The 24820-nt window shown below is 42.0% G+C and carries 24 protein-coding genes; 3 read left to right on the forward strand and 21 right to left on the reverse strand.

Annotated elements, in window-relative coordinates; translation table 11 throughout:
* Nucleotides 1-195 precede the first annotated feature (195 nt).
* Complete coding sequence (gene mfd / locus PSI14_RS13590) at nucleotides 196-3642, forward strand: transcription-repair coupling factor (RefSeq protein ID WP_273576394.1); 3447 nt, start codon at nucleotides 196-198, stop codon at nucleotides 3640-3642.
* Here the strand turns inward: mfd and PSI14_RS13595 are convergent.
* Nucleotides 3621-3746, reverse strand: a complete 126-nt coding sequence (locus PSI14_RS13595) for a hypothetical protein (protein WP_273576395.1) — start codon at nucleotides 3744-3746, stop codon at nucleotides 3621-3623. The genes mfd and PSI14_RS13595 overlap by 22 nt on opposite strands.
* A gap of 929 nt (nucleotides 3747-4675) precedes the next feature.
* Between PSI14_RS13595 and PSI14_RS13600 the strand changes: the two genes are divergently transcribed.
* Nucleotides 4676-5923, forward strand: coding sequence for an amino acid permease (locus PSI14_RS13600; RefSeq protein ID WP_273576396.1), 1248 nt, complete (start codon nucleotides 4676-4678; stop codon nucleotides 5921-5923).
* Nucleotides 5924-6142: 219 nt separating this feature from the next.
* Here PSI14_RS13600 and umoD read toward each other — a convergent pair whose 3' ends face one another.
* The 19 genes from umoD to yceD form a co-directional block, all read right to left on the reverse strand.
* Nucleotides 6143-6619, reverse strand: coding sequence for a UmoD family flagellar biogenesis regulator (umoD, locus tag PSI14_RS13605; RefSeq protein ID WP_273576397.1), 477 nt, complete (start codon nucleotides 6617-6619; stop codon nucleotides 6143-6145).
* Nucleotides 6620-7299: 680 nt separating this feature from the next.
* Nucleotides 7300-8604 carry an NAD(P)/FAD-dependent oxidoreductase gene (locus PSI14_RS13610; RefSeq protein WP_273576398.1) on the reverse strand — a complete coding sequence of 435 codons (1305 nt, stop codon included), beginning with the start codon at nucleotides 8602-8604 and terminating at the stop codon, nucleotides 7300-7302.
* Between the two features lie 477 nt (nucleotides 8605-9081).
* On the reverse strand, nucleotides 9082-10101 hold the full coding sequence (nagZ, locus tag PSI14_RS13615; protein ID WP_273576399.1) for a beta-N-acetylhexosaminidase: 1020 nt from the start codon (nucleotides 10099-10101) through the stop codon (nucleotides 9082-9084).
* A gap of 95 nt (nucleotides 10102-10196) precedes the next feature.
* Entirely contained in the window at nucleotides 10197-11060 is an 864-nt protein-coding gene (locus PSI14_RS13620) for a phosphotransferase (protein ID WP_273576400.1), read from the reverse strand.
* A complete protein-coding gene (gene lpoB, locus PSI14_RS13625) occupies nucleotides 11060-11629 on the reverse strand; it encodes a penicillin-binding protein activator LpoB (protein ID WP_273576401.1) in 570 nt (189 codons plus the stop codon). The genes PSI14_RS13620 and lpoB overlap by 1 nt, the downstream gene beginning before the upstream one ends.
* A 66-nt stretch (nucleotides 11630-11695) precedes the next feature.
* On the reverse strand, nucleotides 11696-12046 hold the full coding sequence (hinT, locus tag PSI14_RS13630; RefSeq protein WP_273576402.1) for a purine nucleoside phosphoramidase: 351 nt from the start codon (nucleotides 12044-12046) through the stop codon (nucleotides 11696-11698).
* A 119-nt stretch (nucleotides 12047-12165) separates the two neighbouring features.
* Nucleotides 12166-12951 (reverse strand): metal-dependent hydrolase, encoded by a 786-nt coding sequence (locus PSI14_RS13635; protein ID WP_273576403.1) that lies wholly within the window; start codon nucleotides 12949-12951, stop codon nucleotides 12166-12168.
* Between the two features lie 22 nt (nucleotides 12952-12973).
* Nucleotides 12974-13963, reverse strand: coding sequence for a DNA polymerase III subunit delta' (gene holB, locus PSI14_RS13640; RefSeq protein ID WP_273576404.1), 990 nt, complete (start codon nucleotides 13961-13963; stop codon nucleotides 12974-12976).
* Entirely contained in the window at nucleotides 13960-14601 is a 642-nt protein-coding gene (gene tmk / locus PSI14_RS13645) for a dTMP kinase (protein WP_273576405.1), read from the reverse strand. The genes holB and tmk overlap by 4 nt, the downstream gene beginning before the upstream one ends.
* Complete coding sequence (gene mltG / locus PSI14_RS13650) at nucleotides 14598-15641, reverse strand: endolytic transglycosylase MltG (RefSeq protein ID WP_273576406.1); 1044 nt, start codon at nucleotides 15639-15641, stop codon at nucleotides 14598-14600. The genes tmk and mltG overlap by 4 nt, the downstream gene beginning before the upstream one ends.
* A gap of 60 nt (nucleotides 15642-15701) precedes the next feature.
* The gene (gene pabC / locus PSI14_RS13655; RefSeq protein WP_273576407.1) at nucleotides 15702-16529 is read right to left on the reverse strand and encodes an aminodeoxychorismate lyase; all 828 of its coding nucleotides are present in this window, start codon (nucleotides 16527-16529) and stop codon (nucleotides 15702-15704) included.
* Between the two features lie 221 nt (nucleotides 16530-16750).
* Nucleotides 16751-17992 (reverse strand): beta-ketoacyl-ACP synthase II, encoded by a 1242-nt coding sequence (gene fabF / locus PSI14_RS13660; protein ID WP_273576408.1) that lies wholly within the window; start codon nucleotides 17990-17992, stop codon nucleotides 16751-16753.
* A 77-nt stretch (nucleotides 17993-18069) separates the two neighbouring features.
* Nucleotides 18070-18303 carry an acyl carrier protein gene (gene acpP, locus PSI14_RS13665; protein WP_092519643.1) on the reverse strand — a complete coding sequence of 78 codons (234 nt, stop codon included), beginning with the start codon at nucleotides 18301-18303 and terminating at the stop codon, nucleotides 18070-18072.
* A 151-nt stretch (nucleotides 18304-18454) separates the two neighbouring features.
* Entirely contained in the window at nucleotides 18455-19189 is a 735-nt protein-coding gene (fabG, locus tag PSI14_RS13670; protein WP_273554963.1) for a 3-oxoacyl-ACP reductase FabG, read from the reverse strand.
* An 11-nt stretch (nucleotides 19190-19200) separates the two neighbouring features.
* A complete protein-coding gene (gene fabD / locus PSI14_RS13675) occupies nucleotides 19201-20130 on the reverse strand; it encodes an ACP S-malonyltransferase (protein WP_273576409.1) in 930 nt (309 codons plus the stop codon).
* 18 nt (nucleotides 20131-20148) lie between these two features.
* The gene (locus PSI14_RS13680) at nucleotides 20149-21102 is read right to left on the reverse strand and encodes a beta-ketoacyl-ACP synthase III (RefSeq protein WP_273576410.1); all 954 of its coding nucleotides are present in this window, start codon (nucleotides 21100-21102) and stop codon (nucleotides 20149-20151) included.
* Nucleotides 21103-21108: 6 nt separating this feature from the next.
* The gene (gene plsX, locus PSI14_RS13685; RefSeq protein ID WP_273576411.1) at nucleotides 21109-22161 is read right to left on the reverse strand and encodes a phosphate acyltransferase PlsX; all 1053 of its coding nucleotides are present in this window, start codon (nucleotides 22159-22161) and stop codon (nucleotides 21109-21111) included.
* 29 nt (nucleotides 22162-22190) lie between these two features.
* On the reverse strand, nucleotides 22191-22361 hold the full coding sequence (gene rpmF / locus PSI14_RS13690; RefSeq protein WP_004247080.1) for a 50S ribosomal protein L32: 171 nt from the start codon (nucleotides 22359-22361) through the stop codon (nucleotides 22191-22193).
* Nucleotides 22362-22373: 12 nt separating this feature from the next.
* On the reverse strand, nucleotides 22374-22898 hold the full coding sequence (gene yceD / locus PSI14_RS13695) for a 23S rRNA accumulation protein YceD (RefSeq protein ID WP_273576412.1): 525 nt from the start codon (nucleotides 22896-22898) through the stop codon (nucleotides 22374-22376).
* Nucleotides 22899-23042: 144 nt separating this feature from the next.
* Between yceD and PSI14_RS13700 the strand changes: the two genes are divergently transcribed.
* Complete coding sequence (locus PSI14_RS13700) at nucleotides 23043-23636, forward strand: Maf family protein (RefSeq protein WP_273576413.1); 594 nt, start codon at nucleotides 23043-23045, stop codon at nucleotides 23634-23636.
* Here PSI14_RS13700 and rluC read toward each other — a convergent pair.
* Complete coding sequence (rluC, locus tag PSI14_RS13705; RefSeq protein WP_273576414.1) at nucleotides 23630-24586, reverse strand: 23S rRNA pseudouridine(955/2504/2580) synthase RluC; 957 nt, start codon at nucleotides 24584-24586, stop codon at nucleotides 23630-23632. The two genes, PSI14_RS13700 and rluC, sit on opposite strands and share 7 nt — an antisense overlap.
* Between the last annotated feature and the right edge of the window lie 234 nt (nucleotides 24587-24820).

Raw genomic sequence — 24820 nt, forward strand, 5'->3', positions numbered from 1 at the left:
ATGAAATTTGCTACTCTCCTGTTGCCAAAGCAAAGTGTAAGAGGATAATAAAGGATAGTTGTACTTTATGGAGCCATGCACATCCCGGTTCTGTTTTTTTACTTTCCCTCAACCTGCCAGCTTATTTTTTACAAGGCTACTGGGTCAAAAGTGCGTTGGGAATGAACTGAATCTTAGAGAACACGTCAAACACTTATGTCAGCAAAATATCGTTATCAACTTCCTGAACGTCGCGGTGATATCCGCCAATTAGGCCATTTGACCGGTGCTGCCTGTGCTATTGAATGCGCCGCAATTATTGAACGTCACTCAGGGCCAATACTGCTGGTGACAAAAGACATGCAGAATGCCCTTCGATTGCGTGATGAAATCCAACAATTCACTCACGTACCGATAAATATGATGTCAGATTGGGAAACCTTACCCTATGATAGTTTCTCCCCCCATCAAGAAATCATCTCCAACCGCCTATCCACGCTGTATCACTTACCATTTATGACGAAAGGGGCGTTAATCCTCCCCGTCAATACATTGATGCAACGAGTCTGCCCACATGAGTATCTCAAGAAGCACGCTTTGGTCATGCACAAAGGACAACACCTTTCCCGTGGTAAATTGCGTGCAGAATTAGAACACGCCGGTTATCGCAGCGTTGAACAGGTGCTTGAACATGGTGAGTTTGCAACGCGTGGAGCTTTATTTGATCTATTTCCTATGGGCAGTGAATATCCTTATCGAATTGATTTTTTTGATGATGAGATCGATAGCCTGCGTACCTTTGATGTAGATACCCAACGAACGCTGGCAGAAGTGGAAAAAATCAGTTTATTGCCTGCCCATGAATTCCCCACGGACCAAGATGCGATTGAACTATTTCGCAGCCAATGGCGTGAACAGTTTGAAGTTCGTCGTGATGCTGAACATATTTATCAGCAAGTCAGTAAAAAAGTGTTACCAGCCGGCATAGAATATTGGCAACCGTTATTCTTTAAACAGCCCTTGCCTACTCTCTTTGATTATCTGCCCGAAAATACGCTGCTAATCACCCAAGATTTCATCAGTGCTGCGGAACGTTTTTGGCAGGATACAAAACTGCGATTTGAAAGCCGTAGAGTTGATCCCATGCGCCCGCTACTTTCTCCTGAGCGGATCTGGTTGCCAGTCAATAATCTATTCTCAGAATTAAAAAACTGGCCTCGTGTTCAAGTTAATAACGAAGCACTCCCCCAAAAAGCAGGAAATACCAATTTTGCTTACCAAGATTTGCCTGATCTCTCGGTTTCAGCACAGCAAAAAGCCCCTTTGGATAAATTACGCCGTTTTATGGAACAATTTAACGGTAAGATTGTATTTTCGGTGGAAAGTGAGGGACGTCGTGAATCTGTGCAAGAATTGTTATCACGCATCAAAATCAACCCAATAAAAATAAGCCAATTAACAGATGCTGATAAACTCGGTCATTTTTTAATGATTGGGGCAGCAGAGCACGGTTTTATTGATGAGGACAATAAACTCGCGCTTATTTGTGAAAGTGACATGCTTGGAGTGCGGGTCAGCCGTCGTCGCCAGGATAATCGGCGTACTATTAATACCGATACGCTAATCCGCAATCTCGCGGAGTTACGACACGGTCAACCTGTCGTGCACCTTGAACATGGTGTTGGGCGTTATCAGGGGCTAACAACGCTGGAAGCAGGTGGTATCAAGGCAGAATATCTTATCCTTATCTATGCAGGGGAAGACAAACTGTATGTGCCGGTCTCCTCTCTTCATCTCATAAGCCGTTATGCTGGTGGTGCAGAAGAAAGTGCTCCGCTGCATAAGCTGAGTGGAGAAGCATGGAACAAGGCTCGCCAGAAAGCAGCCGAAAAAGTACGTGATGTTGCCGCCGAATTATTGGATGTTTACGCACAGCGTGCCGTTAAACCGGGTTTTGCCTTCAAGCAAGATAGTGAACAATACCAACTGTTCTGCCAAAGTTTTCCGTTTGATACAACGCCCGATCAAGAACAGACTATCAACTCGGTGTTTGATGATATGTGTCAGCCCATTGCCATGGATAGGCTGGTATGTGGCGATGTCGGTTTTGGGAAAACAGAAGTAGCGATGCGCGCTGCATTCCTGTCCATCATCAACAATAAACAAGTCGCAGTTCTTGTGCCAACAACCTTATTGGCACAGCAGCATCATGATAATTTCCGCGATCGCTTTGCGAATTGGCCTGTACACATTGAAGTTATGTCACGCTTTCGTAGTGCAAAAGAACAACAGCAGGTCATTGATATGGCTGCGGAAGGAAAAGTGGATATCATTATTGGCACTCATAAACTTCTACAAAGTGACCTGTGCTGGAAAGATCTCGGTTTGTTAATCGTTGATGAAGAACACCGCTTCGGGGTTCGCCATAAAGAGCGCATTAAAGCTATTCGGGCAGATGTCGACGTGCTGACACTTACCGCCACGCCAATTCCTCGTACACTCAATATGGCAATGAGTGGTATGCGCGATCTATCCATTATTGCCACTCCCCCAGCCCGCCGCTTGGCAGTAAAAACTTTTGTGCGCGAATATGATAGCCTCGTGGTACGTGAATCTATCCTGCGCGAAATTTTGCGTGGTGGGCAAGTTTACTATCTGTATAACGATGTTGAAAACATTGAAAAGGCAAAAGCTCGACTGGAAGAATTGGTTCCTGAAGCCAGAATCGTTGTAGGGCATGGGCAAATGCGTGAGCGTGATTTGGAACGCGTTATGACAGATTTCCATCACCAACGTTTTAATGTGCTGGTATGTACCACTATTATTGAAACAGGGATTGATATTCCCAGTGCCAATACCATCATCATTGAACGTGCGGATCATTTTGGTTTAGCTCAGTTACACCAATTACGTGGGCGTGTAGGACGTTCCCATCATCAGGCTTATGCTTATTTGTTGACGCCACATCCAAAAGCCATGACCAGCGATGCACAAAAACGTCTGGAAGCCATTGCATCTCTCGAAGATTTGGGGGCTGGTTTTGCACTGGCTACTCACGATTTGGAAATAAGGGGAGCCGGCGAATTACTGGGGGAAGACCAAAGTGGACAGATGACCAGCATCGGGTTCACTCTCTATATGGAATTATTGGAAAAAGCCGTTGATGCCCTCAAGAATGGGCGGGAGCCTTCACTGGAAGATCTCACTAATAACCAGACTGAGATCGAATTGCGTATGCCTGTGCTCTTACCTGATGATTATATTCCGGATGTCAACATACGCTTGTCTTTCTATAAGCGTATCGCTAGCGCACAAGATAATGCTGAATTGGATGACCTGAAAGTCGAACTTATTGATCGATTCGGTCTTCTGCCCGATCCAGGACGCCAACTTTTGCAGTCAGCGTCCATTCGCCTGATCGCTCAACAACTCGGTATCAAGCGCATTGAAGCACATGAAAAAGGTGGTTTCATTGAATTTAGCAGTAACAATAAAGTCGATCCGAATTATCTGATCAGCTTGTTACAAACGCAGCCCAATGTTTACCGATTGGATGGGCCAACTAAATTGAAATTTATTACGGACTTAACTAAGAGAGCTACCCGTTTAGCATTTATTCAGCAATTATTAGAAAACTTCGATCAACATAAGAGCGATGCCTGATAGGGTTTAAAAAGTGATGTCACGGTTGCACTATTTTGCCAATACCGTTTTTTGCCAATACCGTTTTTTGCCAATACCGTTTTTGCCAGTACAATTTTTGCCAATACAGTTCGCCAGTATACAATGTCATGCTCATGCGAACAGCACGCAAAATAGTGCAACCTTTTTTATTGAATCTACAACTTAACTTTGGTGATAATTATGACATATATTATGGAAGTAACTTAAACCCGTTGTAATTACTGCGCTTGGTAAGCACTGAGCACATGTCATAATTTAAGTCATAAAAACTGCACTAATCGACCGTCAAGATCAACTAAGACATGAACAGCTATTTTTCCCACTATGGGTCTGATAATTTAACAGAACTTCCAGTATTGTCGATAATGGGTTATCCTTCCGAAAAGTGCAATAATGCAGAGGGCGCGCTTAATGGGGTTTGAAGCCTTAATCTATTCACGTTTCCACCTCCGCAGACGGAGGGGAGCAGCCACACTGTCCACCTGATGTTTTCTGTCCGCATCAATGATGCTATTCGCAGTGACTCTGAACAGTATTTCCGACGTTATAACCCCAAAAAGCCCGAATACGGGGGCTGTCAGAAAGCCTATTCCGACTGACCATTGAAACCCGTAAAGCACGTCTGATACAGCTTCATGAGAACTGGCAGAATACCTGCAACCAGCATCTTGAATGTATACAGCGCCCGAAATGCATCGCGGAAGAAATCCAGAAAGCGACAAAGGCACTGATCGTCGCCAACAGTCAGACTCGCGATGAAGGGCTACGGCGACTCAGAGAAAGCACTCAATGACTGAATAACGCGGCAACGCAACACCTTCATGCACTGGATAAAAGACTCAAGGCAGCTTGTGACAGACTAGAAAACGTTAATAGCCGACTGCAATATCGGTTTATTGCATGGCTTGCAGTGTGTAGTGGCGGTGGTTAGCACACTGTTTTTCCTGAAAAGATTTATCTTTATCCTGGTTTAGGAAAACATGAAAAACTATAAACTTAGTAGGAGACGTACTTGAAGACGGAACAAAAATGGATTCATGAATACAATATTTGGTTTTATGCACTATTCGGAACGGCAGTAGGCGCAGGAACCCTGTTTCTCCCTATACAATTAGGACTATCCGGACCACTTGCTATGTTGGTTATGCTATTAATAGCATTCCCATTTACCTATTACCCTCACCTAGGTCTTGCACGTTATATCATTACCAGCAATTCCCATTCTCCCACATTACTCAGTGCAACCAAACAATATTACGGGATCAGAATAGCTCGTATCATTAACTTTTTTTACGCACTAACTTTCCTGCTTATTATTTTTGTTTATGCAATATCTATCACCAATTCTGTTAACATTTTGTTACAGCAATTTTGGCAGATTCAGTTTCCACGAACACTGACAGCATTGATGGTCGTTCTAGGGTTACACCTAATTTTCTTATTGGGTAAAAAAATCACACTGAAATTCATGGGCGTGTTAGTTCTTCCACTCATTCTTTACCTGCTGACATTATCTGTGACGCTTGTATTTCAATGGGATAGCGCGAACATTAAACATCTTATCAGCAATATTCACATTGACCTGGATTCAATGAGAGCACTTTGGTTACTAATGCCAGTTATGGTATTCTCTTTCAGCCATACTCCAATCATGTCTACTTTTTCTAACTACTGTAAACGCGCCTATACAACAGATGCGGAATACCACATTAAACAGATTGTGAAACCCACTTATGCGCTAATCTGCATAGTCATTTTGTTCTTTGTATTTACTTGTGTTTTAACGTTATCACCTCAGGAAATACAGGCAACCAAAGACAACAATATTACCATTCTCAGCGCGATCGCGCAGAAAGAAGGCTTGTATTGGATAGCAATAACGGCAACCCCTGTTGCTATCATTGCTATGACAAAATCATTCTTAGGAACTTACTTTGGGGCATTGGAGGGAGTCAGAGGATTAGTCGGAGCATTGGAGAGTAAAATTCTCCATCATAAAGAAAATAAAGTGCGTGATAAGTTGATCGGCATAACTATCATTTTTTTCCTTACTTTAATGGTTACTATCTGGAATCCGAATACTCTGAACGTTATCGCAGGCATCACTGGACCTATGATTGCGCTTATTTTGTTTATTTTACCGTCTCTATCAACGTACTTGGTTGAACCACTACGACCCTATCGTTCTTTTTCTAATTTGATGGTTCTATTAGTCGGTCTTGGTAGTTTTGGTATTGCTGTTTTTAGCCTTTTTAGCTGACAACCATTCTCAATGGGGTTTCTGAAAATAATCGAATCCCCATGCTTTCATTATGACCACACTGGGAACTGAAAAATCTGGGATTCTGGTGCACACACTCTATAAAACGTATTCAGCTTCTCCCGGATGCTGAAATTTCAGACATCTATGATAATGCAATGATTAAAAGTAAGTGGACTTTTCTAGGGAATGGGCACCCCTCTAAGAGGCAAAAGAAGATCATTGTTGTGAATATGATTTCAGAATTAACTGACCTTTCTCATTTAAAGGGATAGTATCATCAGGCTTGTACTCGATCCTAACTTTTCCTGGCACCTCGCCAATGACATAATTTACGTCATACGCGACAACACGTGGTTTCTTAAAACTAAATTCTGTGCAGTTTTTTAACACTGAATGGGTTAAAGCAGGATATTCCCTCTTTACTTTCAAATGATCAAGAAGGGTTAAAATACGATATTCATATTCAATCGAACTATTCCCTAAAATATCTTTTACTGTGGCAGGGATGGGAAACACCGCAATATGACAATAGGATTGACGAACAACAACCGTTGATTTGATAGGATTCGAAGATAATACTTGCGCAACGCTAGGGCGTGGAGATTCAAAACAAAACGTTGCGATCGCCCCAATGATGGCAACAATAGCAATTATAGCACCCATTATGTACAGTATTTTATTTCGTTTAACCACATAGCACCTTGATATATTAATAATTTTCCACACAATTTGATTGGAAAAATATTTTCCAAATATTTGAAGGGAGCTAAAAATGCGCCAAATTCATTATTTGAGAAAAATCCCATTCCATTAATATAATAAAATTATTAGTCATTTGTCCACATGCAAGTTGCCACATAAAAATGTACACTCAAGCCCCACATCGCTTCTATTTACATATAATCCAGAGCAAAATAGCAAATAAAAATTGAACAAATACAGCCAACATAGCAAAAATACAAAAAATAAAAGATACATACCATTTTTAATATTTCTAATACTACAGACTGGGAAAAATTCTGATACTACAGTAATCTAACTAAAACCCACCTTATTGCAACGATTAACTAAATCCACTGATAAATTATTAAGTTATCGATTAATTAGTCATGCATAGCTAAGTCAATTAAGTGTATCTTGGATACTAGATCAATATAATTACAGATCATTATTTAATAATTTATCACATATAACAATAATGAGTTAACTAAAACGAAATCTGTATTTAATTTAAATGAAGCCTCACTCATCATAATAAATGACTGAGATAAATTTAGGGAAGAATAATTATGGTATGTATAACAATTAATATAATAGAGAGATAAATGGCTCATCTCAATTAATTACTTTAAGACGAGCCATTTTCTAGCTGATTAGTGCAATTTCAGTCGTGGACGAATCACGCGGTTAATTCCTCCAACCAGCATCATCAAGCCTGTTTTAATATATCCATGTAAAGCTACCTGATGCATACGATACAAAGAGATATAAACAATACGAGCAATACGGCCTTCAACCATCATTGAACCACGCATCAAGTTCCCCATCAGGCTACCAACAGTACTGAACTTAGATAATGAAACCAATGAGCCATGATCTTTGTAAACATACTCTTTTAATGGTTTTTCATTCAACAATGCCAAGATATTGTCATAGCAACGGCTTGCCATCTGGTGAGCAGACTGGGCACGAGGAGGAACAAAGCCACCCTCTTTTTTCGGGCATGATGCACAATCCCCAATAGCGAAAACACGATCATCCAGTGTGGTTTGCAAAGTCGGCTTCACAACTAATTGATTGATGCGGTTTGTTTCCAATCCGCCAATATCTTTCATAAAGTCAGGCGCTTTAATTCCCGCAGCCCAAACCATCAGAGAAGCTTTAATCTGCTCACTATCTTTTGTGTTCAACCCATGCTCATCAGCACTGGTCACCATGGTCTTGGTTAATACCTTAACACCCAGTTTAGTCAATTCTTGATGGGCCGCACTGGAAATACGTGTTGGCAATGCAGGCAAAATTCGCTCTCCCGCTTCAACCAAAGTCACATTCAAGGCATCTGAATTCAGACTTTCAAAGCCATAGCTGTTAAATTGCTTAACCGCATTATATAGTTCCGCGGAAAGCTCTACGCCAGTCGCACCACCACCAACAATCGCGATATTCACTTTTTCTTCTGCACATTGATTTGCAGAATATTTCAGGAACAAGTTTAACATCTCATTGTGGAAACGATGTGCCTGTTGTGGGTTATCAAGGAAAATACAGTTTTCCTTCACACCAGCCGTACCAAAATCATTAGACTGGCTGCCCAGTGCCATGACAAGAATATCGTAAGCCAGCTCACGCTCTGGTACTAACAAATCACTGCCTTCATCCCGAATTTCAGCCAGAGTAATTTTCCTCTCCTCACGATTGATATTCGTGAGTGTACCTAGCTGGAAATTGAAATAATGATTACTTGCATGAGCCAAATAACTCAATGCATCAACACCATCATCAAGAGAACCTGTTGCTACTTCATGTAATAATGGTTTCCATAGATGGCTGTTGTTGCGATCTACCAAAGTAATTTCGGCTTTTTCCTTACGCCCTAATTTATGTCCCAAACGCGTTGCTAGCTCTAAACCACCAGCGCCCCCACCAATGATGACAATTCTTGTCTTTGGCGTTGTCATGACTACCCCACTGAAAATACAACTAATGTTATGTAAGGTGCTAAACCCGTTTCTTTGAGTAAAAAATCTTGAATAACGTCCTTAAATAACATCAGGCTAAACAAATTTCATACTGCAAATATCTCCAGAATATCATGGCAGGTCAGTTGGTCATACCAAAAATAGCGCCAATCAAATTCTTTTGATTAATTAGACGTCAATCACAAAAATTACACACTGGTTTTCAATTAATTAGATATAAATCAGGTTTATGAATAATTAACATTGTAAATGTTAATGTTATGTGAATACGACTTTTGGAGTATATCCAACCATATTGTTAAGAAAATATTGAAGGGGGAAAGTATTGGAATAAAGCTGGGGAAAATTGCGAAATGCGAAATGCGAAATGCGAAATGCGAAATGCGAAATAAGAATAGAAGCACCAACGGTGATCCTATTCTTGTTTTATTGAGAAAAATTTACATAATCGAATAATTATTCACATCTTAACCATTTTTCACACAAACCATGTAATGCTTGATTAGCCTTTTGCCAACGTTCAGATTTCTGTAATTCTTCCAAGCTAAATTGCTTGCCTTGATGATATAACCGTTTAATTTTAGGCGAGTCAATCATCGGAAGGTTATCCAACACACTGACGGCTCCTTCTCGATTGTTACACACCAAAATCATGTCACAACCCGCATCCAATGATGCCTTAGCCCGTTCGGCATAACTGCCCATCACCGCTGCACCTTCCATGGACAAATCGTCGGAAAAAATGACGCCTTCAAATCCCAATTGCTCGCGGAGTATGGATTTTAACCAATATGGTGAGCCACTTGCAGGACGGTGATCTATCTGAGGGTAAATAACGTGAGCAGGCATAATGGCATCCAGCAATTTACGTTGAATGAAATCACGGAAAATCACCATATCATGGCAGTTAATAGCATCCATTGAACGATTATCCCTTGGCGTTTCTTTATGGGAGTCCGCTGTCACTGCACCATGTCCCGGAAAATGTTTCCCCGTCGACTTCATTCCCGCAGAATGCATACCTTTAATAAATTTTTCTGCCATTATCATTGCTGGTTCAGGCTCTTCGTGAAATGAGCGTTCACCAATTGCTGTACACTTATGTCCCAAATCCAATACTGGTGCAAAACTGATATCAATATCCATTGCGATCATTTCTGATGCCATCAACCAGCCAGATTCTTCTGCCAGATGTGCTCCCATTTGCATATCTTGTACACAAGCAAAAGATTGTGCCGCAGGTAGACGCGTAAAGCCCTCATGAAAACGCTGAACACGCCCTCCTTCCTGATCAACTGCAACTACCAGACGATGGTGGGAAGCTGCACGAATTTGACGAACTAATTCACGTAATTGCTTTGTATCGTGGAAGTTGCGGGTAAATAAAATTAAACCGCCCACTAATGGATTCTGTAGAATTTCGCGTTCTTCGCTATCCAATTCATAGCCAACAACATCTAACATTACTGGCCCCATAGCATTCCTCACTTCTCTTTATTGGTCGCCATCTATGATTAATTATCGTTAATTGAAAATTTGTTCCACCAGCGCACAGTGCTAGTTTAAATTCATTACGACAGTTTAAAAGCTTGACGCAAAGGACGCGCCAGCAATAAAAATTGTTGTTCTTTTGTCTGCTGCCAGCGCACTTCATACCACATCAGCATCATATAGCTGACCCACGGCTCCCATTGCTTAATTTGTTGCTGCAATAATTGCGGATTTGAATATCCTGATGCTTGGGTGCAGTAATAATCCAAAAAAGTTTGTTGCTGCATCTCATCCCATTGATTTCCCTTGAACAGCGCAGCCAATGAAAAACCGATATCGACATCCGCAGCATACTCCCAATCAATCAATTTTAACCCTTCTTCGGTCATTAATAGATTATCAGAGTGAACATCCATATGAGCTGGCGCTATCTTTAAAGTGGCAGGCATTTTGGTTGTCATAAAAAATTTATGTAAGCGCAACCAATGAGGAGATAAGCGTTTTCTGTCAATCTGCTGCCACTGGAATGCAATTTGTTTTTTTAATTGAAGCGGATAGCCCAATGGAGAATGACTATGAAGAATAGCAAGTGTTTGAGCCAATGATTGCTGAAAAATTGGCTGCCCCAATGTATCAGACTCTATTTGTGTTCCAGTGAGCCACTCAAGCAATAACCAGGTTTCGTGCATAGCCACTACTTTAGGCACAATACCTGTAGAAGATAACCGACGTAAAATCTGGTTTTCTCGTTGACGATCGACACCAAGTGTCCCACTATGCGGTGTTTGAGTGCGTCCAACCATCTGACGCACACCATTCGTAATATAGTAACTTGCCTGCGTCAGACCCGTTAATGGCCTAATTTCCCACGACGCTACCGGAATATCAGGCCATAACTGCCATAACACTTTTAACAAAGAATGACCATAACCAAGAGTGACCATTAATTAACGTCGCCACGACCTGACCAGAGTATCTCGCCAGTTTTAACCAGCATTAACTGCATTTCCAGGTTACGCTGGCCATGATTGTTAGAGACAAAGGAATAGAGAACATAATCGGCATTTAAATAACGAGCCAACCCAATAGACTTACTGCGCAACCCCAAACTATCTTCCGATGATAATCCCAGTGCCAATCTAGCCACATGGACTCGAGATTTCGGTACAATCTGAAAAACCTGTTTGTTGCTGATTGCATCTGTAATCGCATCTGTGGCTTTCAGAATTCGTAATGAGCCATTAGTGTTGTTCTTGACAGAATCAACAAGCAGTAATTTCCCCACTTCCAAACCATTAGCATGAACCATTTGATCCACCAATGGCTGAACAATATTATTCCAATTAATAGACTGAATCTTAGGAGGTTGGGGAACCTTTTCTGATGGCTCTACCGGTGGCTCCGGTTTTTTCTCTGGCTCCGTCGGTGTAATAGGAGCAGGCTGCTGTGTTACTGGCAATACACAACTCGCCAGCAACATTACTGATAACATGACAAAGAGAATTCTTTTCATTAATCTACCCTAGTTACATCGCTATCTTGTACCGATACTCGTCAATTAGATTATTCTGCCAGCTTATTATTCTGCTAATAGCGGCCCTAATAGACGGCCACCAACCAAATGCATATGAATATGGAAAACTTCCTGTCCTGAATGACGATTACAGTTCATGATCAAGCGGTAGCCATCTTCTGCAATACCTTCCTCTTTTGCTATTTTCGCCGCTACGGTAAATAGACGTCCCAAAGCAAGTTCATGTTCAGCGGTAACATCATTAACCGTTGGGATCAGTATATTAGGTATGATCAGAATATGTGTTGGTGCCTGAGGGGAAATATCACGGAATGCTGTTACCAAATCATCCTGATAAATAATATCTGCAGGAATTTCTCGACGAATGATTCTACTAAAAATAGTTTCTTCTGCCATCTTACTTCTCCTTTATTATCATGAAAGATGAACCAATTATTAAAAGCGGGTACTGAATCTAAATGTTAAACCCTAAACCCAAATACTGATACTTAAAAACACAAAGTGTCATGGCTAGCTTAGCTTTCTTTAATATCAATATGAAACAGTTCACAAAAATTTCTTGTCGTTACCGCAGCCAATTCATCAATACTGACCCCTTTCAATACTGCCATATATTCAGCAACATCACGTACATAAGCTGGCTGATTCTGTTTGCCACGATGAGGAACAGGCGCCAAATAAGGTGAGTCAGTTTCTACCAGAATGCGATCAAGTGGCACGAATCTTGCCGCTTCACGGATCTGCTCAGCATTACGGAAAGTGACAATGCCAGAAAAAGAGATATAAAAACCCAAATCCAGCAAAGCCCTTGCCGTTTCTTTATCTTCCGTGAAACAGTGCAGTACACCACCACATTCTTGTACTTTTTCTTCCCGCAGCACCATCAATGTATCGTCCCTTGCTTCACGGGTATGTACAATCACCGGCTTATTTAATTTGCGGCCAATACGGATATGTTCACGAAATGAAGTTCTCTGGAGTTCAACATTTTCTTTCTGATAAAAATAATCCAGACCTGTTTCCCCCATTGCGACAACATCTTCATCCGCAGCCAACCGGGCAAGTTCTTCGAAATTGTAACCTTCATCCAAATTCAATGGATGAATACCACAGGAATATGCTACGTTTTCTCGTTTACCAATCAAACCCTTCATTTGCTGGAAACCAGACAACGTCGTTGCCACGGCCAACATATATTTCACATCCCGCTCTGCGGCTTTCGCCACAACATCATCGACACTTTTGTGCAGTGTTTCATAATCAAGGCAATCGAGATGACAATGCGAATCAACTAAAAACATAATATGCTCATATCTAAATAAGTTACTGTGCAGGACAAAACTGTCTTTCCCAATTGAGTAATTGTTCCGTTAGCAACAATTCCCGATTGACTCCCACTACAGATAATAATTGATGACGGCAATGTACCCAATCATCAACTGTATTTAATAGTGTTTCCACACTTTGAGAAGAAGCAAGATAACGAATCAAAGCTTGCTGATCTTGGTTTACACAGTAATTCTGTGCCTGTTGCCGCCATTTCACCGCATCGGATAATAAGCTGATCAACCAATGCAAAGATTGCTGCACATCATCACGATTCAGCAATGGTAAAAGTGACAGGGTATCACATTTATACAGCGCCTGTTCAATCGCCTGACAAAGCGTATTTCTTTGTTGCCATTTTTCAGTCTGGAGCAATTGCTGCGCTGCCAATGGCGCTCCCTGAGAAAGCTTTAACGCTGTTTGTGCATCCAGAAAGGATATAGCCGGAAGCTGATTTTGTAGCCAATAAAGCCCTGTCGAAGGTTCAGGTACTGGAATAAAATAGTAAAAGCAGCGGCTACGTAGTGTTGCCATCAAATTTATAGGATTCTGACACTGTAATAGAAAATACGTGTCTTGAGGCGGTTCTTCCAAAGTTTTCAACAAGGCGTTAGAAGCAGCATCAGTCAGGAATTCTGCGGATGGGAGCCAGGCAATTTTAGCCCCTCCTTGCTGAGAATATTCATAAAGCCTCTCGCTGAGCTGGCGCACAGCATCTACTCCAACAATATTTTTTCCTTTTTCAGGAGCAAGAACATGCCAATCAGAATGAGTTTCCGCCAACATTAAATGGCAGCCGTGGCATTTGCCACAGCTTTTTATACCCTGTTTATTCTGACACATTAACCAGCGACTCAAGCCATACAACAATGCATCAGCACCCGTTCCAGCATGGGCATGAAGCAAAATAGCATGATGCCCACGCCCCTGTTGATGAAATTCAACTAACTGCCGGTATGCATGATTGAGCCACGGATACCAATTCATGCCTGTGTTTCCTGTTCTTCTAACCAATTAAGTAAGGTACTACGAATATTATCCTGCACTTTTTCCAGTGGTTGAGCTGCATCAATCGTTTTGATACTGTCATCTTTTGCCACAAGTTCGAGATACCTTGTACGGGTACGGTGGAAAAAGCCTAAAGATTCTTTTTCAATGCGATCCAATTCACCACGCGCACAAGCACGTTGTAAGCCGACTTCCGGGGGTAAATCAAGATAGAGGGTTAAATCTGGACGAAAATCACCCAATGCAGCTTCGCGTAATGACTCCATCAAATGTTGATCAATACCCCGGCCTCCTCCTTGGTAAGCCTGAGAAGAAAGATCATGGCGATCACCAACAACCCAAGTACCCTGTAATAAAGCGGGTTTGATAATATTTTCCACCAATTGAACTCTGGCAGCATATAACATCAAAACTTCTGCCTTATCTGTCAGTGATTCTCCCTCAACACCTTGTTTAATCAGCTCGCGCAATTTCTCTGCCAATGGTGTCCCACCCGGTTCACGGGTCAGAGTCAAATCAGAAATACCATGCTGTTTCAAAGTTTCAACCACTGTTTGGATTGCGGTTGTTTTTCCCGCGCCCTCGAGTCCTTCAATTACAATAAATTTACTGTTCATTTATCCTGCTTTAACCTTTGGCGATAAAGACCTACTGCCTTATTATGTTCTATTAGATTAGTGGTGAATGTGTGACCACCATCGCCATTCGCAACAAAATATAAATATTCCGTGACAGCAGGATGTGCCGCTGCCTTAATTGAAGCCAAACCTGGCATGGCGATGGGGGTTGGTGGTAATCCATCAATCATATAAGTATTGTAGGGTGTCAAGGTATTGAGATTGCTGCGAAAAATTGTACCCGTATATTTATCTCCCAATCCATAAATCACCGTCGGATCAGTTTGTAATCTCATCTTTAACCGTAGACGATTCACGAATACAGAAGCAACTTTAGTGCGTTCAGACTCAATTGCAGTCTCTTTTTCAATGATAGAGGCCATGATCAACATTTCATAAGCGCTTTTATATGGCAGATTCTTTTCTCTGTTTTCCCATTCCTGCCCTACTGTTGTTTTCATTTTGTTATAGGCTCGTTTGAGTAATTCCACATCACTCGTGCCAGCGGTATACATATAAGTATCAGGATAAAGCCAACCTTCCAGTGAATTGCTCTCTTTTATGCCCAAAGTATCATTTATGCCCAAAGTATCAAGCAGTTCTTGCGGTGTTTTACTTTCTATTTCATGCTTTAAGTATGGCGCATTCTGCAATATTTTTGACCAGTCAGAAAGACGACTGCCTTCAACAAAACGAATGGGAAATTGCGTTTCTTTACCACTGGCAAACAGTTGCAAAATGTCTCTTAAGGACATACCTTTTTGCAAGCGGTAAGTTCCGGCCTTAAATTTCGCCAGCTCTGGCTTAAATCGAAATAACCATGGCAGTAACTGATTATCTTCAATAAGTTTATGCTGGGACAGTAAAGCTTCCATACCTGTGCGCCCAGTTCCCACCGGCACAGTAAATATCATCTCTTGACTGAGATTAATATCCTGAGCAGCAAAGTTTTGTATTTTCTTCATGAAAGAAAAGAATACGATCACAGCGATCGCAATAATCAATCCGGGCAGAATGAAAATGCGCTTTTTTAGTTTCATTCGGTAATCACTTTTATCTGTGCTTCAATGATGAGTACGAAAATGATGAGTACTAAATAGCTAAGGTCTTAAGCACTCAGGTAATAAATACTCATGCAACTCTCTTGATTGATATTTCCACGCAGGTTGATTTTCATGCGCTTGAATTTGGTCTACTGGAACCACTGGCATTAAGGAATTACAGATAAGCACCTCATCTGCATGAGCCAAAGCTTCAGGATAACGCATGACACATAATAAGTTATAATCACTTTCTGCCAACAATTCGATTATCTTTTGCCTCATGACACCCTCCACACCACACTGGCTAATATCAGGAGTATAAACACTTTTTCCTTTTCGCCAGAAAATATTGGCAGTACAGCATTCAATCAATAGGCCATCACTATCAAGTACCAGAGCTTCATCTGCTTTGGATTGTTCAATGAACTGCTTGATTAAAACCTGTTCCAAACGATTTAAGTGTTTAATGCCAGCCAGATAAGGATTAATTCCCATTGGAATAGGACTAAGAACTAATGAAGCACCTTTTTGGCGCTGAGCAATATATCGTTCAGGATATGAACTCAAAGACAGGATCTGTGTGGGCTTAATCGTGTCATCAAAACTGTAGCCACGACCTCCTGTGCCTCTGGAAAGAATGACTTTCAAAACACCTGATTCACACCCTTTTACAACCTGTTTAATATGGGTCTCAAGCTGAAACCAATCCAGTGCTGGCATAAATAGTTTTTCAACGCCTTTCTGCAACCGTTTTATGTGCAAAGGTAACAAGGCCGGTAATCCTTGTTCAACTCTTATTGTGGTAAAACAGCCATCACCAAATTGTACCGCACGATCATTAACAGGTAAGTGATCGCACTGATTACCATTAATCCAATACGTCATTTTAATTTCTTATTTTTGATAAAAAGCGTGACAACCTCAGCTTATAAGGGGCGTTATAATAGTATAGGAGTCTCTACAGTGCAAAAAACCCATACAAAGACATTTCATAAAAGCAGTTCATAAAAATAATTCACAAAAATCATCATAAAAAAACAACCATAAAAAACAGGTATAAAAAAACCTCAACAAACGTTGAGGCTTTTTATAGACACAAAGTGATTTTAGATCTTGCGGAAAATCAGTGACCCATTAGTGCCACCGAAACCAAAAGAGTTACACAATGCGTATTCCATTCCTTCAACTTTACGCGCTTCACCTGGAACTAAGTCCAAGTGACAGTTCTCATCCTGATTCTCCAAGTTAATGGTTGGAGGAACAATCTGATCACGCAGAGCAAGAATAGTAAAAATAGATTCAACAGCGCCTGCAGCACCCAATAAGTGACCTGTCATTGATTTGGTTGAACTCACCAATACTTTAGTGCCTTCACCAAAAACAGACTCCACGGCACGCGCTTCTGCAATATCACCAACTGATGTTGAAGTACCATGAGCATTGATGTAACCCACTTGCTCTGGTGAAACTCCCGCATCTTTCAAAGCGTTTTGCATTGCTAAAGCAGCACCCGCTCCATCTTCAGGAGGTGATGTCATGTGGTAAGCATCGCTGCTCATGCCAAAGCCAACAACTTCAGCATAGATTTTTGCACCACGTTTTTTCGCATGTTCATATTCTTCAAGAACGACAACACCTGCGCCATCGCCCAGAACAAAACCATCACGATCTTTATCCCAAGGACGGCTTGCACCTTGAGGATCATCATTACGGGTTGATAATGCACGTGCAGCACCAAATCCGGCAACACCAAATTCTGTGCTGGCTTTTTCTGCACCACCTGCCAGCATCATGTCAGCATCATTGTAAGCAATGATGCGAGCCGCATGGCCAATATTATGTACGCCAGAAGTGCAAGCAGTTGCAATGGAAATGCTCGGACCACGAAGACCATACAGGATACTCAAATGGCCTGCCACCATATTGATGATGGTCGAAGGTACAAAGAATGGGCTGACCTTGCGAGGCCCTGCCGATAACAATGTACCGTGATTTTCTTCAATCAGACCCAAACCACCAATACCAGAACCAATAGCAGCACCAAAGCGGCTAGCATTGGCTTCTGTTACTTCGATTCCTGCATCTTCAATAGCTTGTTTGCCCGCAGCAATACCATACTGAATGAAGAGATCCATTTTCCGTGCTTCTTTGCGCGAAATATTGAAATCTTCATGATTAAAATTCTTCACCACACCTGCAAACTTAGTTGCATGGTTAGAGGTGTCAAAATGTTCGATAAGGCCGATACCACTCTGTCCTGCACAAACAGCGTTCCAAGAAGACTCTACTGTATTGCCGACAGGAGATAACATGCCTAGTCCGGTCACGACTACTCGACGCTTAGACACGGTTATCCTCCAGGGAGGGAAAAAATTTAGGACGAAAAACATAGGCGGTCGAGCGACCGCCTAGGTATGTGTGCTTGTTAACCTGCGTTTTCAACGTAGTCAATAGCAGCCTGAACTGTAGTGATTTTTTCAGCTTCTTCGTCTGGGATCTCGATATCGAACTCTTCTTCCAGAGCCATTACCAGTTCAACTGTGTCAAGAGAATCAGCGCCCAAGTCATCAACAAATGAAGCTGTATTCACAACTTCTTCCTCTTTAACACCCAGTTGTTCAACGATGATTTTCTTAACGCGTTCGTCGATAGTGCTCATACTATTAAATTTCCTATCAAAACTCGCTTCTGCGATGGTTTTCGTAGTTTATAAAATACAGGAAAAGATGCAACCAAATCCCGGCTGGTCGAACCACAATCTGTGTTTTCTGTACAAAAAATACATCAAAAACAGAGGGTTCGCTCATTTTTTAGATCATGTACATGCCACCATTGACATGTAATGTCTCACCTGTGATGTAAGCGGCCTCGTCAGAAGCAAGAAACGCTACAGCACTGGCAATTTCCTTTGCATCACCGAGACGATTAGCAGGAATTCCAGCAGAAATACCTGCACGTTGCTCGTCTGTCAACGCTCTGGTCATATCAGTTTCAATAAAACCAGGTGCAACAACGTTTACAGTGATGCCACGAGAAGCGACTTCACGAGCCAGTGATTTGCTAAAACCAATAACTCCTGCTTTCGCTGCCGTGTAATTCGCCTGCCCTGCATTTCCCATTGTACCAACAACAGAGCCAATGGAAATAATACGTCCATAACGTTTTTTCATCATAGAGCGCATCACTGCTTTTGACAGACGAAAAATCGAAGAAAGATTAGTGTCAATAATATCTTGCCACTCATCATCTTTCATGCGCATCAACAAGTTATCACGAGTGATGCCAGCATTATTAATTAAAATGTCTATTTCACCAAATTCAGCACGAATATTCGATAGTGCATTCTCAATGGATTCAGAATCTGTGACATTCAGTACAAAACCTTTGCCTTTATCACCAAGGAAGGCACTGATTGCTTCTGCTCCCTTCTCACTGGTTGCAGTGCCAACAACGCATGCACCACGTTCAACCAATAATTCTGCAATCGCGCGACCTATACCACGGCTAGCGCCAGTAACCAGTGCAATTTTTCCATCAAAGCTCATGTTTTCCTCAGTCATTTGTTCAGAGCAACTGTGAGTGATGATACATCATTTACTGCTACAGCACTTAAAGTATCAACAATACGTTTCGTTAACCCAGTAAGTACCTTACCTGGCCCGATTTCCAACAATTGTTCAACGCCTTGCTCAGCAATATATTCAACTGATTCTGCCCAACGTACAGGATTATACAACTGACGAACCAAGGCGTCTTGAATAGCATCGGCAGTTTTTTCTACTTTTACATCGACGTTATTCACGATAGGGAATTGTGGCTGGTTAAACACAACTTTTTGCAGTGCAGCTGCCAGTTGCTCGGCTGCGGATTTCATCAGTGCACAATGCGAAGGCACACTAACAGATAACGGCAACGCGCGTTTTGCACCCGCAGCTTTACATGCTGCTCCCGCACGTTCTACAGCATCTTTTTCACCTGCGATAACAACCTGCCCAGGTGAATTGAAATTAACAGGTGAAACAACCTGACCTTGCGCTGATTCTTCACATGCCTTTGCAATAGACTCATTATCTAAACCGATAATGGCATACATTGCTCCTTGCCCTTCTGGCACGGCTTCCTGCATCAGTTTCCCACGTAATTCAACGAGTTTAATTGCTTGCTGGAACTCAATCACGCCAGCACAGACCAGTGCAGAATATTCACCAAGGCTATGACCTGCCATCATGGAAGGCGCCTTACCACCTTTCTCTTGCCATACTCGCCAAATCGCCACTGAAGCTGCCAGCAACGCAGGTTGAGTTTTCCAAGTTTTGTTCAGTTCTTCTGCTGGCCCTTGCTGAACTAATGTCCATAAATCATATCCCAAAACCGCAGAAGCCTCTGCGAACGTCTGCTCAACCAGTGGAAATTCTGAGGCTAAACCTGCCAACATACCCAGAGATTGAGAACCTTGACCGGGAAACACCATTGCAAAATCAGACATGTTTATTTTCCTGATGAATTAAAAACGTACTAGCGCTGAGCCCCAGGTAAAGCCACCGCCGAATGCTTCAAGTAAAACAAGTTGGCCGCGTTGGATTCTTCCATCACGCACCGCTTCATCAAATGCTGTCGGAACAGATGCTGCCGAGGTATTGCCATAACGATCCAGAGTCACGACCACTTTATCCATTGTCATATCTAATTTCTTGGCCGTTGCCGAAATGATACGCAAATTTGCTTGATGAGGTACCAGCCAATCAAGCTGAGAGTGAGCCAAATTGTTGGCTTCTAAAGTTTCATCAACAATATTAGCTAATTCGCGAACGGCAACTTTAAAGACTTCATTACCAGCCATAGTCACGTATTTTGGTGTATCACGCTCTACTCGACTTTGATGAGGCAATGACAATAAATCACCATAACGACCATCAGCATGAAGATGAGTGGATAAGATGCCTGGTTCCTCTGAAGCTCCGACTACCATTGCTCCAGCCGCATCTCCGAAAAGAATAACTGTGCTGCGATCTTCAGGATCTACAAGTCTTGAAATAATGTCAGAACCGATTACCAATGCATGTTTAGCAGCACCGGTTTTAATAAATTTATCTACGACGCTCAGCGCGTAAGTAAAGCCAGCACATGCCGCTGCAACATCAAAAGCTGCAATTCCCTGAATTCCCAGCAACTGCTGAATTTGGCAAGCCGCACTTGGGAAGGCATGCGTTGAGCTTGTTGTTGCGACAACGATTAAGTCAATTTGTGTCTTATCGATGCCAGCCATTTCAATGGCCTTTTCAGCGGCTTTGAATCCCAAAGTTGCAACATTTTCATCTTCAGCTGCAATACGGCGTTCACGAATGCCTGTCCGAGTCACAATCCACTCGTCAGACGTATCTACCATTTTTTCTAAATCTGCGTTAGTACGCACCTGAGCAGGCAAATAACTGCCCGTACCTAAGATCTTTGTATACATTTATGCTTATTCACTCTTGGGTAATACTGCATCCAGCCGGGCTGCGATTCTGTCAGGAACCTGCTTCTCTATAGCTTGAATAGCTTGATCAATAGCAGCCTTAAAAGCACGTTCATTGGCAGCACCGTGACTTTTGATGACGATGCCACGCAAGCCTAATAACGTTGCTCCGTTATACTGGTCAGGGTTTAGATGGCCAAACCGTTTAGTTACCTGTCTTAGCAACCATTTTTTAAATATCTTCATCTTGAATAGTTTCATCAACCAAGATGATTTTTCCTGCTGACCATCCGGTGACTTTATCAGAGATAGAATCATTCTGATCGCACCTTCCATCGTCTTCAGCGTAACATTACCTGCGAAGCCGTCACATACGAGCACATCCGTTTTTCCCGTCAATAACTCATTTCCTTCCACATACCCAATGTAATTAATTGCAGGGGCATTGCGCAAGGTTATAGCGGCTTCGCGGATATTATCCAGCCCTTTGGATTCCTCTTCCCCGATATTGAGTAATGCAACGCGTGGATTATCCACACCAGCAACATACTCCGCCATTACGACACCCATAATCGCAAACTGAACTAACATGCTACTATTACAATTAATATTAGCGCCTAAATCTAATACAACAGTCTTCTGCTGTTTTAGGTTAGGTATCACTGTCATCAATGCAGGCCGCTCAATTCCTTCAATGGATTTCAGCATCAATTTGGCCAATCCCATCAAAGCACCTGTATTCCCTGCACTGACACAAGCCTGTGCTTCTCCCGACTTGACTAAATTTAATGCTATACGCATTGAAGTACCGTGACTGGAACGAATAGCCTGAGATGGCCTTGCATCGTTGGAAACGACATGTTCCGCAGGGACAATTTGCAAGCGGCTGAGCAGCTCAGCATTTTGATTTGCAAGCAAAGGGGAGATGGTTTCGGGATTACCGACCAACAATAGCTTCAGTTGTGGATTAGATGCCAGTGCCTGCAATGCAGCAGGCACCGTAACACGAGGACCAAAGTCCCCGCCCATAGCATCTAACGCTAAGGTTAGATTAGCCAAGATATCAACTTGCTAATAATTAGCTGAAATTACTTGTTGATTACCTTGCGGCCACGGTAATAGCCATCAGCAGTCACGTGATGACGCAGGTGAGTTTCACCAGAAGTTTTGTCTACAGAGACATGTGTTGCAGTCAGTGCGTCATGAGAACGACGCATACCACGTTTAGAACGAGTTGGTTTATTCTGTTGTACGGCCATTGACCTTACTCCTTAAGTACTTTTCTTTAAACTGGCTAATACGGCAAATGGGTTTGGCTTTTCCGCTTCAGGAGGAAGTTCACCAAACACCATATCCGCGTCGGACACTTCACAGTGTTCAGAATCATGTACCGGAACCACCGGCAGAGATAGAATTATTTCATCTTCAATCATTGCCAGCAAATCTATTTCGCCAAATTCGTTAACGTATATTGGCTCATATTCTTCCGGTAATGCCTCAGCCTGCTCATCATTGACGATCGGGCTAAAACAATACGTTGTGTGAACATGATGACTGAAATTACTGCCACAACGCTGGCAGGCAAGCGTAACATCCACATCGGAATGCCCTTTTACAACTGCCAGACGCTGATTATCAATTTCAAATGATAATGAGTTATCTACATCACTATCCACACTGACCACGGATCCCGCAATACGAGATACTTGCCCAGCAGAATAACTACCATGGTAGTCCAATCTCTTCTGGGCTGTTCGAAGCGCATCGATGGTCAGGGGTAATTTTACCTTTTGCATAAGGCGCGCATATTATCTTTGTAATGAGACATAGTCAAAGAAAAAGGCCACACATCTGCACCTTTCCGTTAAATATTCGCTTATTAAGCGGCGTATAGTTTAAAATGCCTACGAATATTTCTCTACGTATTTTATGGAAAAATGATGCTTCCGATTGTTTTATCGTCAACTTCTGTATATCGACGCCTATTATTGGAAAAATTGGGGTTACCTTTTACTTGTGCTTCCCCCAATATTGATGAAAGCCCGCTGGAAAATGAAAGCCCAAAACAATTGGTAATGCGGCTGTCACATGCAAAAGCCTGTGCATTGCAGTGGGAATATTCTAGCCATCTGATTATAGCGTCAGATCAAGTTTGTGTTTTAGGTGATAAAATTACAGGCAAACCGCATAATTTTGAGAATGCTTTCTTACAATTGAAAAAAGCCAGTGGAAAATGTGTCACTTTTTATACCGGAATAACATTATTCAATAGCAAAACAGGGAGTGTTGATACCCGTTGTGAGCTATTCCATGTCTATTTCAGAGAGCTGACAGAAACAGAAATTATCCATTATCTAAACAAAGAAAAGCCCTTCGATTGTGCTGGTAGTTTCAAAAGTGAAGGTTTAGGAATTACGTTATTTGAAAAACTTGATGGTAAAGATCCGAATACACTTATCGGTTTACCACTAATAACTTTAACAGAAATGCTTATCCGTCAGGGGATAAACCCACTGACGGCATGTTCTCAGTGATTATTGTGTCGCAGTATTCTTAAACACTTCCGCAACCTATCATCCATTGGGGCTTCGAAACGCAGCGTTTCCCCCGTGGATGGATGGGTGAATTTTAATGAGCTGGCATGCAAGAACAATCGGTTAAGTCCGGTATCTGTAAGCTGTGCATCAAATGCTCTATCACCATAACGATCATCAAACGCAATGGGATGACCGGCATGTAAAGTGTGCACGCGGATCTGGTGGGTTCGTCCCGTTACTGGACTCGCTCGTACCAATGTCGCAAACGCATATCGTTCTTCAACTTTGAAACATGTTTCAGATGGCTTGCCTTCTTTACTAACTTTAACCACCCTTTCCCCGCTTTGCAGGATATTTTTCAACAAAGGCGCTTCTACTAATTTACAATGGGATTGCCATTGCCCACATACTAGTGCCAGATAGTCTTTCTGCATCTGCTTCAAGCGTAATTGCTCATGCAATGCCCGCAATGCAGAACGCTTTTTCGCAATCAACAGAACACCCGATGTATCGCGATCTAACCGATGTACCAGTTCAAGGAAGCGCGCTTCAGGACGCAAAGCCCTTAACCCTTCTATCACGCCAAAACTTAAGCCGCTCCCCCCATGCACTGCTGTCCCCGATGGTTTGTTTATGACTAAAATATGGTCATCTTCATACAAGATACACTCTGCCAGAACTGCAACCTTATCCAGCTTGGCAGATACAGGGGTTTCTTGCCTTTCTGCTACTCTAACCGGTGGGATCCTGATGACATCACCTGCTGTCAATTTATATTCAGGCTTAATTCTTCCTTTGTTGACTCGAACTTCACCTTTACGCAAGATCCGATAGATCATGCTCTTAGGTACACCTTTTAAACGGGCCAGCAAAAAGTTATCAACCCGCTGACCAGCCTCATCGTCATCAATCGTGACAAATTGTACAATTTGATTATTTGTTTTCATGGACAAGATTCTAATAATCCAACAAACAGAGCGCCACTCATTTTTAAATATGTTTAAATAACATCCATTTTTTCTACTTCATTATTTCAAGTGTCTTAGGATAAAGACTAAAGATTAACAAGTTATCACTATTTCCTAATAAAAAACCCGCAAAGCGACAAAGTCACCTTGCTATCACCCCAATAGCAATGGAATAATGCTTTCTGGCCACAGTTTACTAAACTATGAATGGCA

The sequence above is a fragment of the Xenorhabdus anantnagensis genome (assembly GCF_028598555.1).
Taxonomy (GTDB): Bacteria; Pseudomonadota; Gammaproteobacteria; order Enterobacterales; family Enterobacteriaceae; genus Xenorhabdus; species Xenorhabdus anantnagensis.

Bases quoted from the DNA above. Each gene is read 5' to 3' on its own strand.
- mfd (WP_273576394.1), top strand. From the start codon at position 196: ATGTCAGCAAAATATCGTTATCAACTTCCTGAACGTCGCGGTGATATC.
- PSI14_RS13610 (WP_273576398.1), bottom strand. From the start codon at position 8,604: ATGACAACGCCAAAGACAAGAATTGTCATCATTGGTGGGGGCGCTGGT.
- nagZ (WP_273576399.1), bottom strand. From the start codon at position 10,101: ATGGGGCCAGTAATGTTAGATGTTGTTGGCTATGAATTGGATAGCGAA.
- PSI14_RS13620 (WP_273576400.1), bottom strand. From the start codon at position 11,060: ATGGTCACTCTTGGTTATGGTCATTCTTTGTTAAAAGTGTTATGGCAG.
- lpoB (WP_273576401.1), bottom strand. From the start codon at position 11,629: ATGAAAAGAATTCTCTTTGTCATGTTATCAGTAATGTTGCTGGCGAGT.
- hinT (WP_273576402.1), bottom strand. From the start codon at position 12,046: ATGGCAGAAGAAACTATTTTTAGTAGAATCATTCGTCGAGAAATTCCT.
- PSI14_RS13635 (WP_273576403.1), bottom strand. From the start codon at position 12,951: ATGTTTTTAGTTGATTCGCATTGTCATCTCGATTGCCTTGATTATGAA.
- holB (WP_273576404.1), bottom strand. From the start codon at position 13,963: ATGAATTGGTATCCGTGGCTCAATCATGCATACCGGCAGTTAGTTGAA.
- tmk (WP_273576405.1), bottom strand. From the start codon at position 14,601: ATGAACAGTAAATTTATTGTAATTGAAGGACTCGAGGGCGCGGGAAAA.
- mltG (WP_273576406.1), bottom strand. From the start codon at position 15,641: ATGAAACTAAAAAAGCGCATTTTCATTCTGCCCGGATTGATTATTGCG.
- pabC (WP_273576407.1), bottom strand. From the start codon at position 16,529: ATGACGTATTGGATTAATGGTAATCAGTGCGATCACTTACCTGTTAAT.
- acpP (WP_092519643.1), bottom strand. From the start codon at position 18,303: ATGAGCACTATCGACGAACGCGTTAAGAAAATCATCGTTGAACAACTG.
- fabG (WP_273554963.1), bottom strand. From the start codon at position 19,189: ATGAGCTTTGATGGAAAAATTGCACTGGTTACTGGCGCTAGCCGTGGT.
- fabD (WP_273576409.1), bottom strand. From the start codon at position 20,130: ATGTCTGATTTTGCAATGGTGTTTCCCGGTCAAGGTTCTCAATCTCTG.
- PSI14_RS13680 (WP_273576410.1), bottom strand. From the start codon at position 21,102: ATGTATACAAAGATCTTAGGTACGGGCAGTTATTTGCCTGCTCAGGTG.
- rpmF (WP_004247080.1), bottom strand. From the start codon at position 22,361: ATGGCCGTACAACAGAATAAACCAACTCGTTCTAAACGTGGTATGCGT.
- yceD (WP_273576412.1), bottom strand. From the start codon at position 22,898: ATGCAAAAGGTAAAATTACCCCTGACCATCGATGCGCTTCGAACAGCC.
- PSI14_RS13700 (WP_273576413.1), top strand. From the start codon at position 23,043: ATGCTTCCGATTGTTTTATCGTCAACTTCTGTATATCGACGCCTATTA.
- rluC (WP_273576414.1), bottom strand. From the start codon at position 24,586: ATGAAAACAAATAATCAAATTGTACAATTTGTCACGATTGATGACGAT.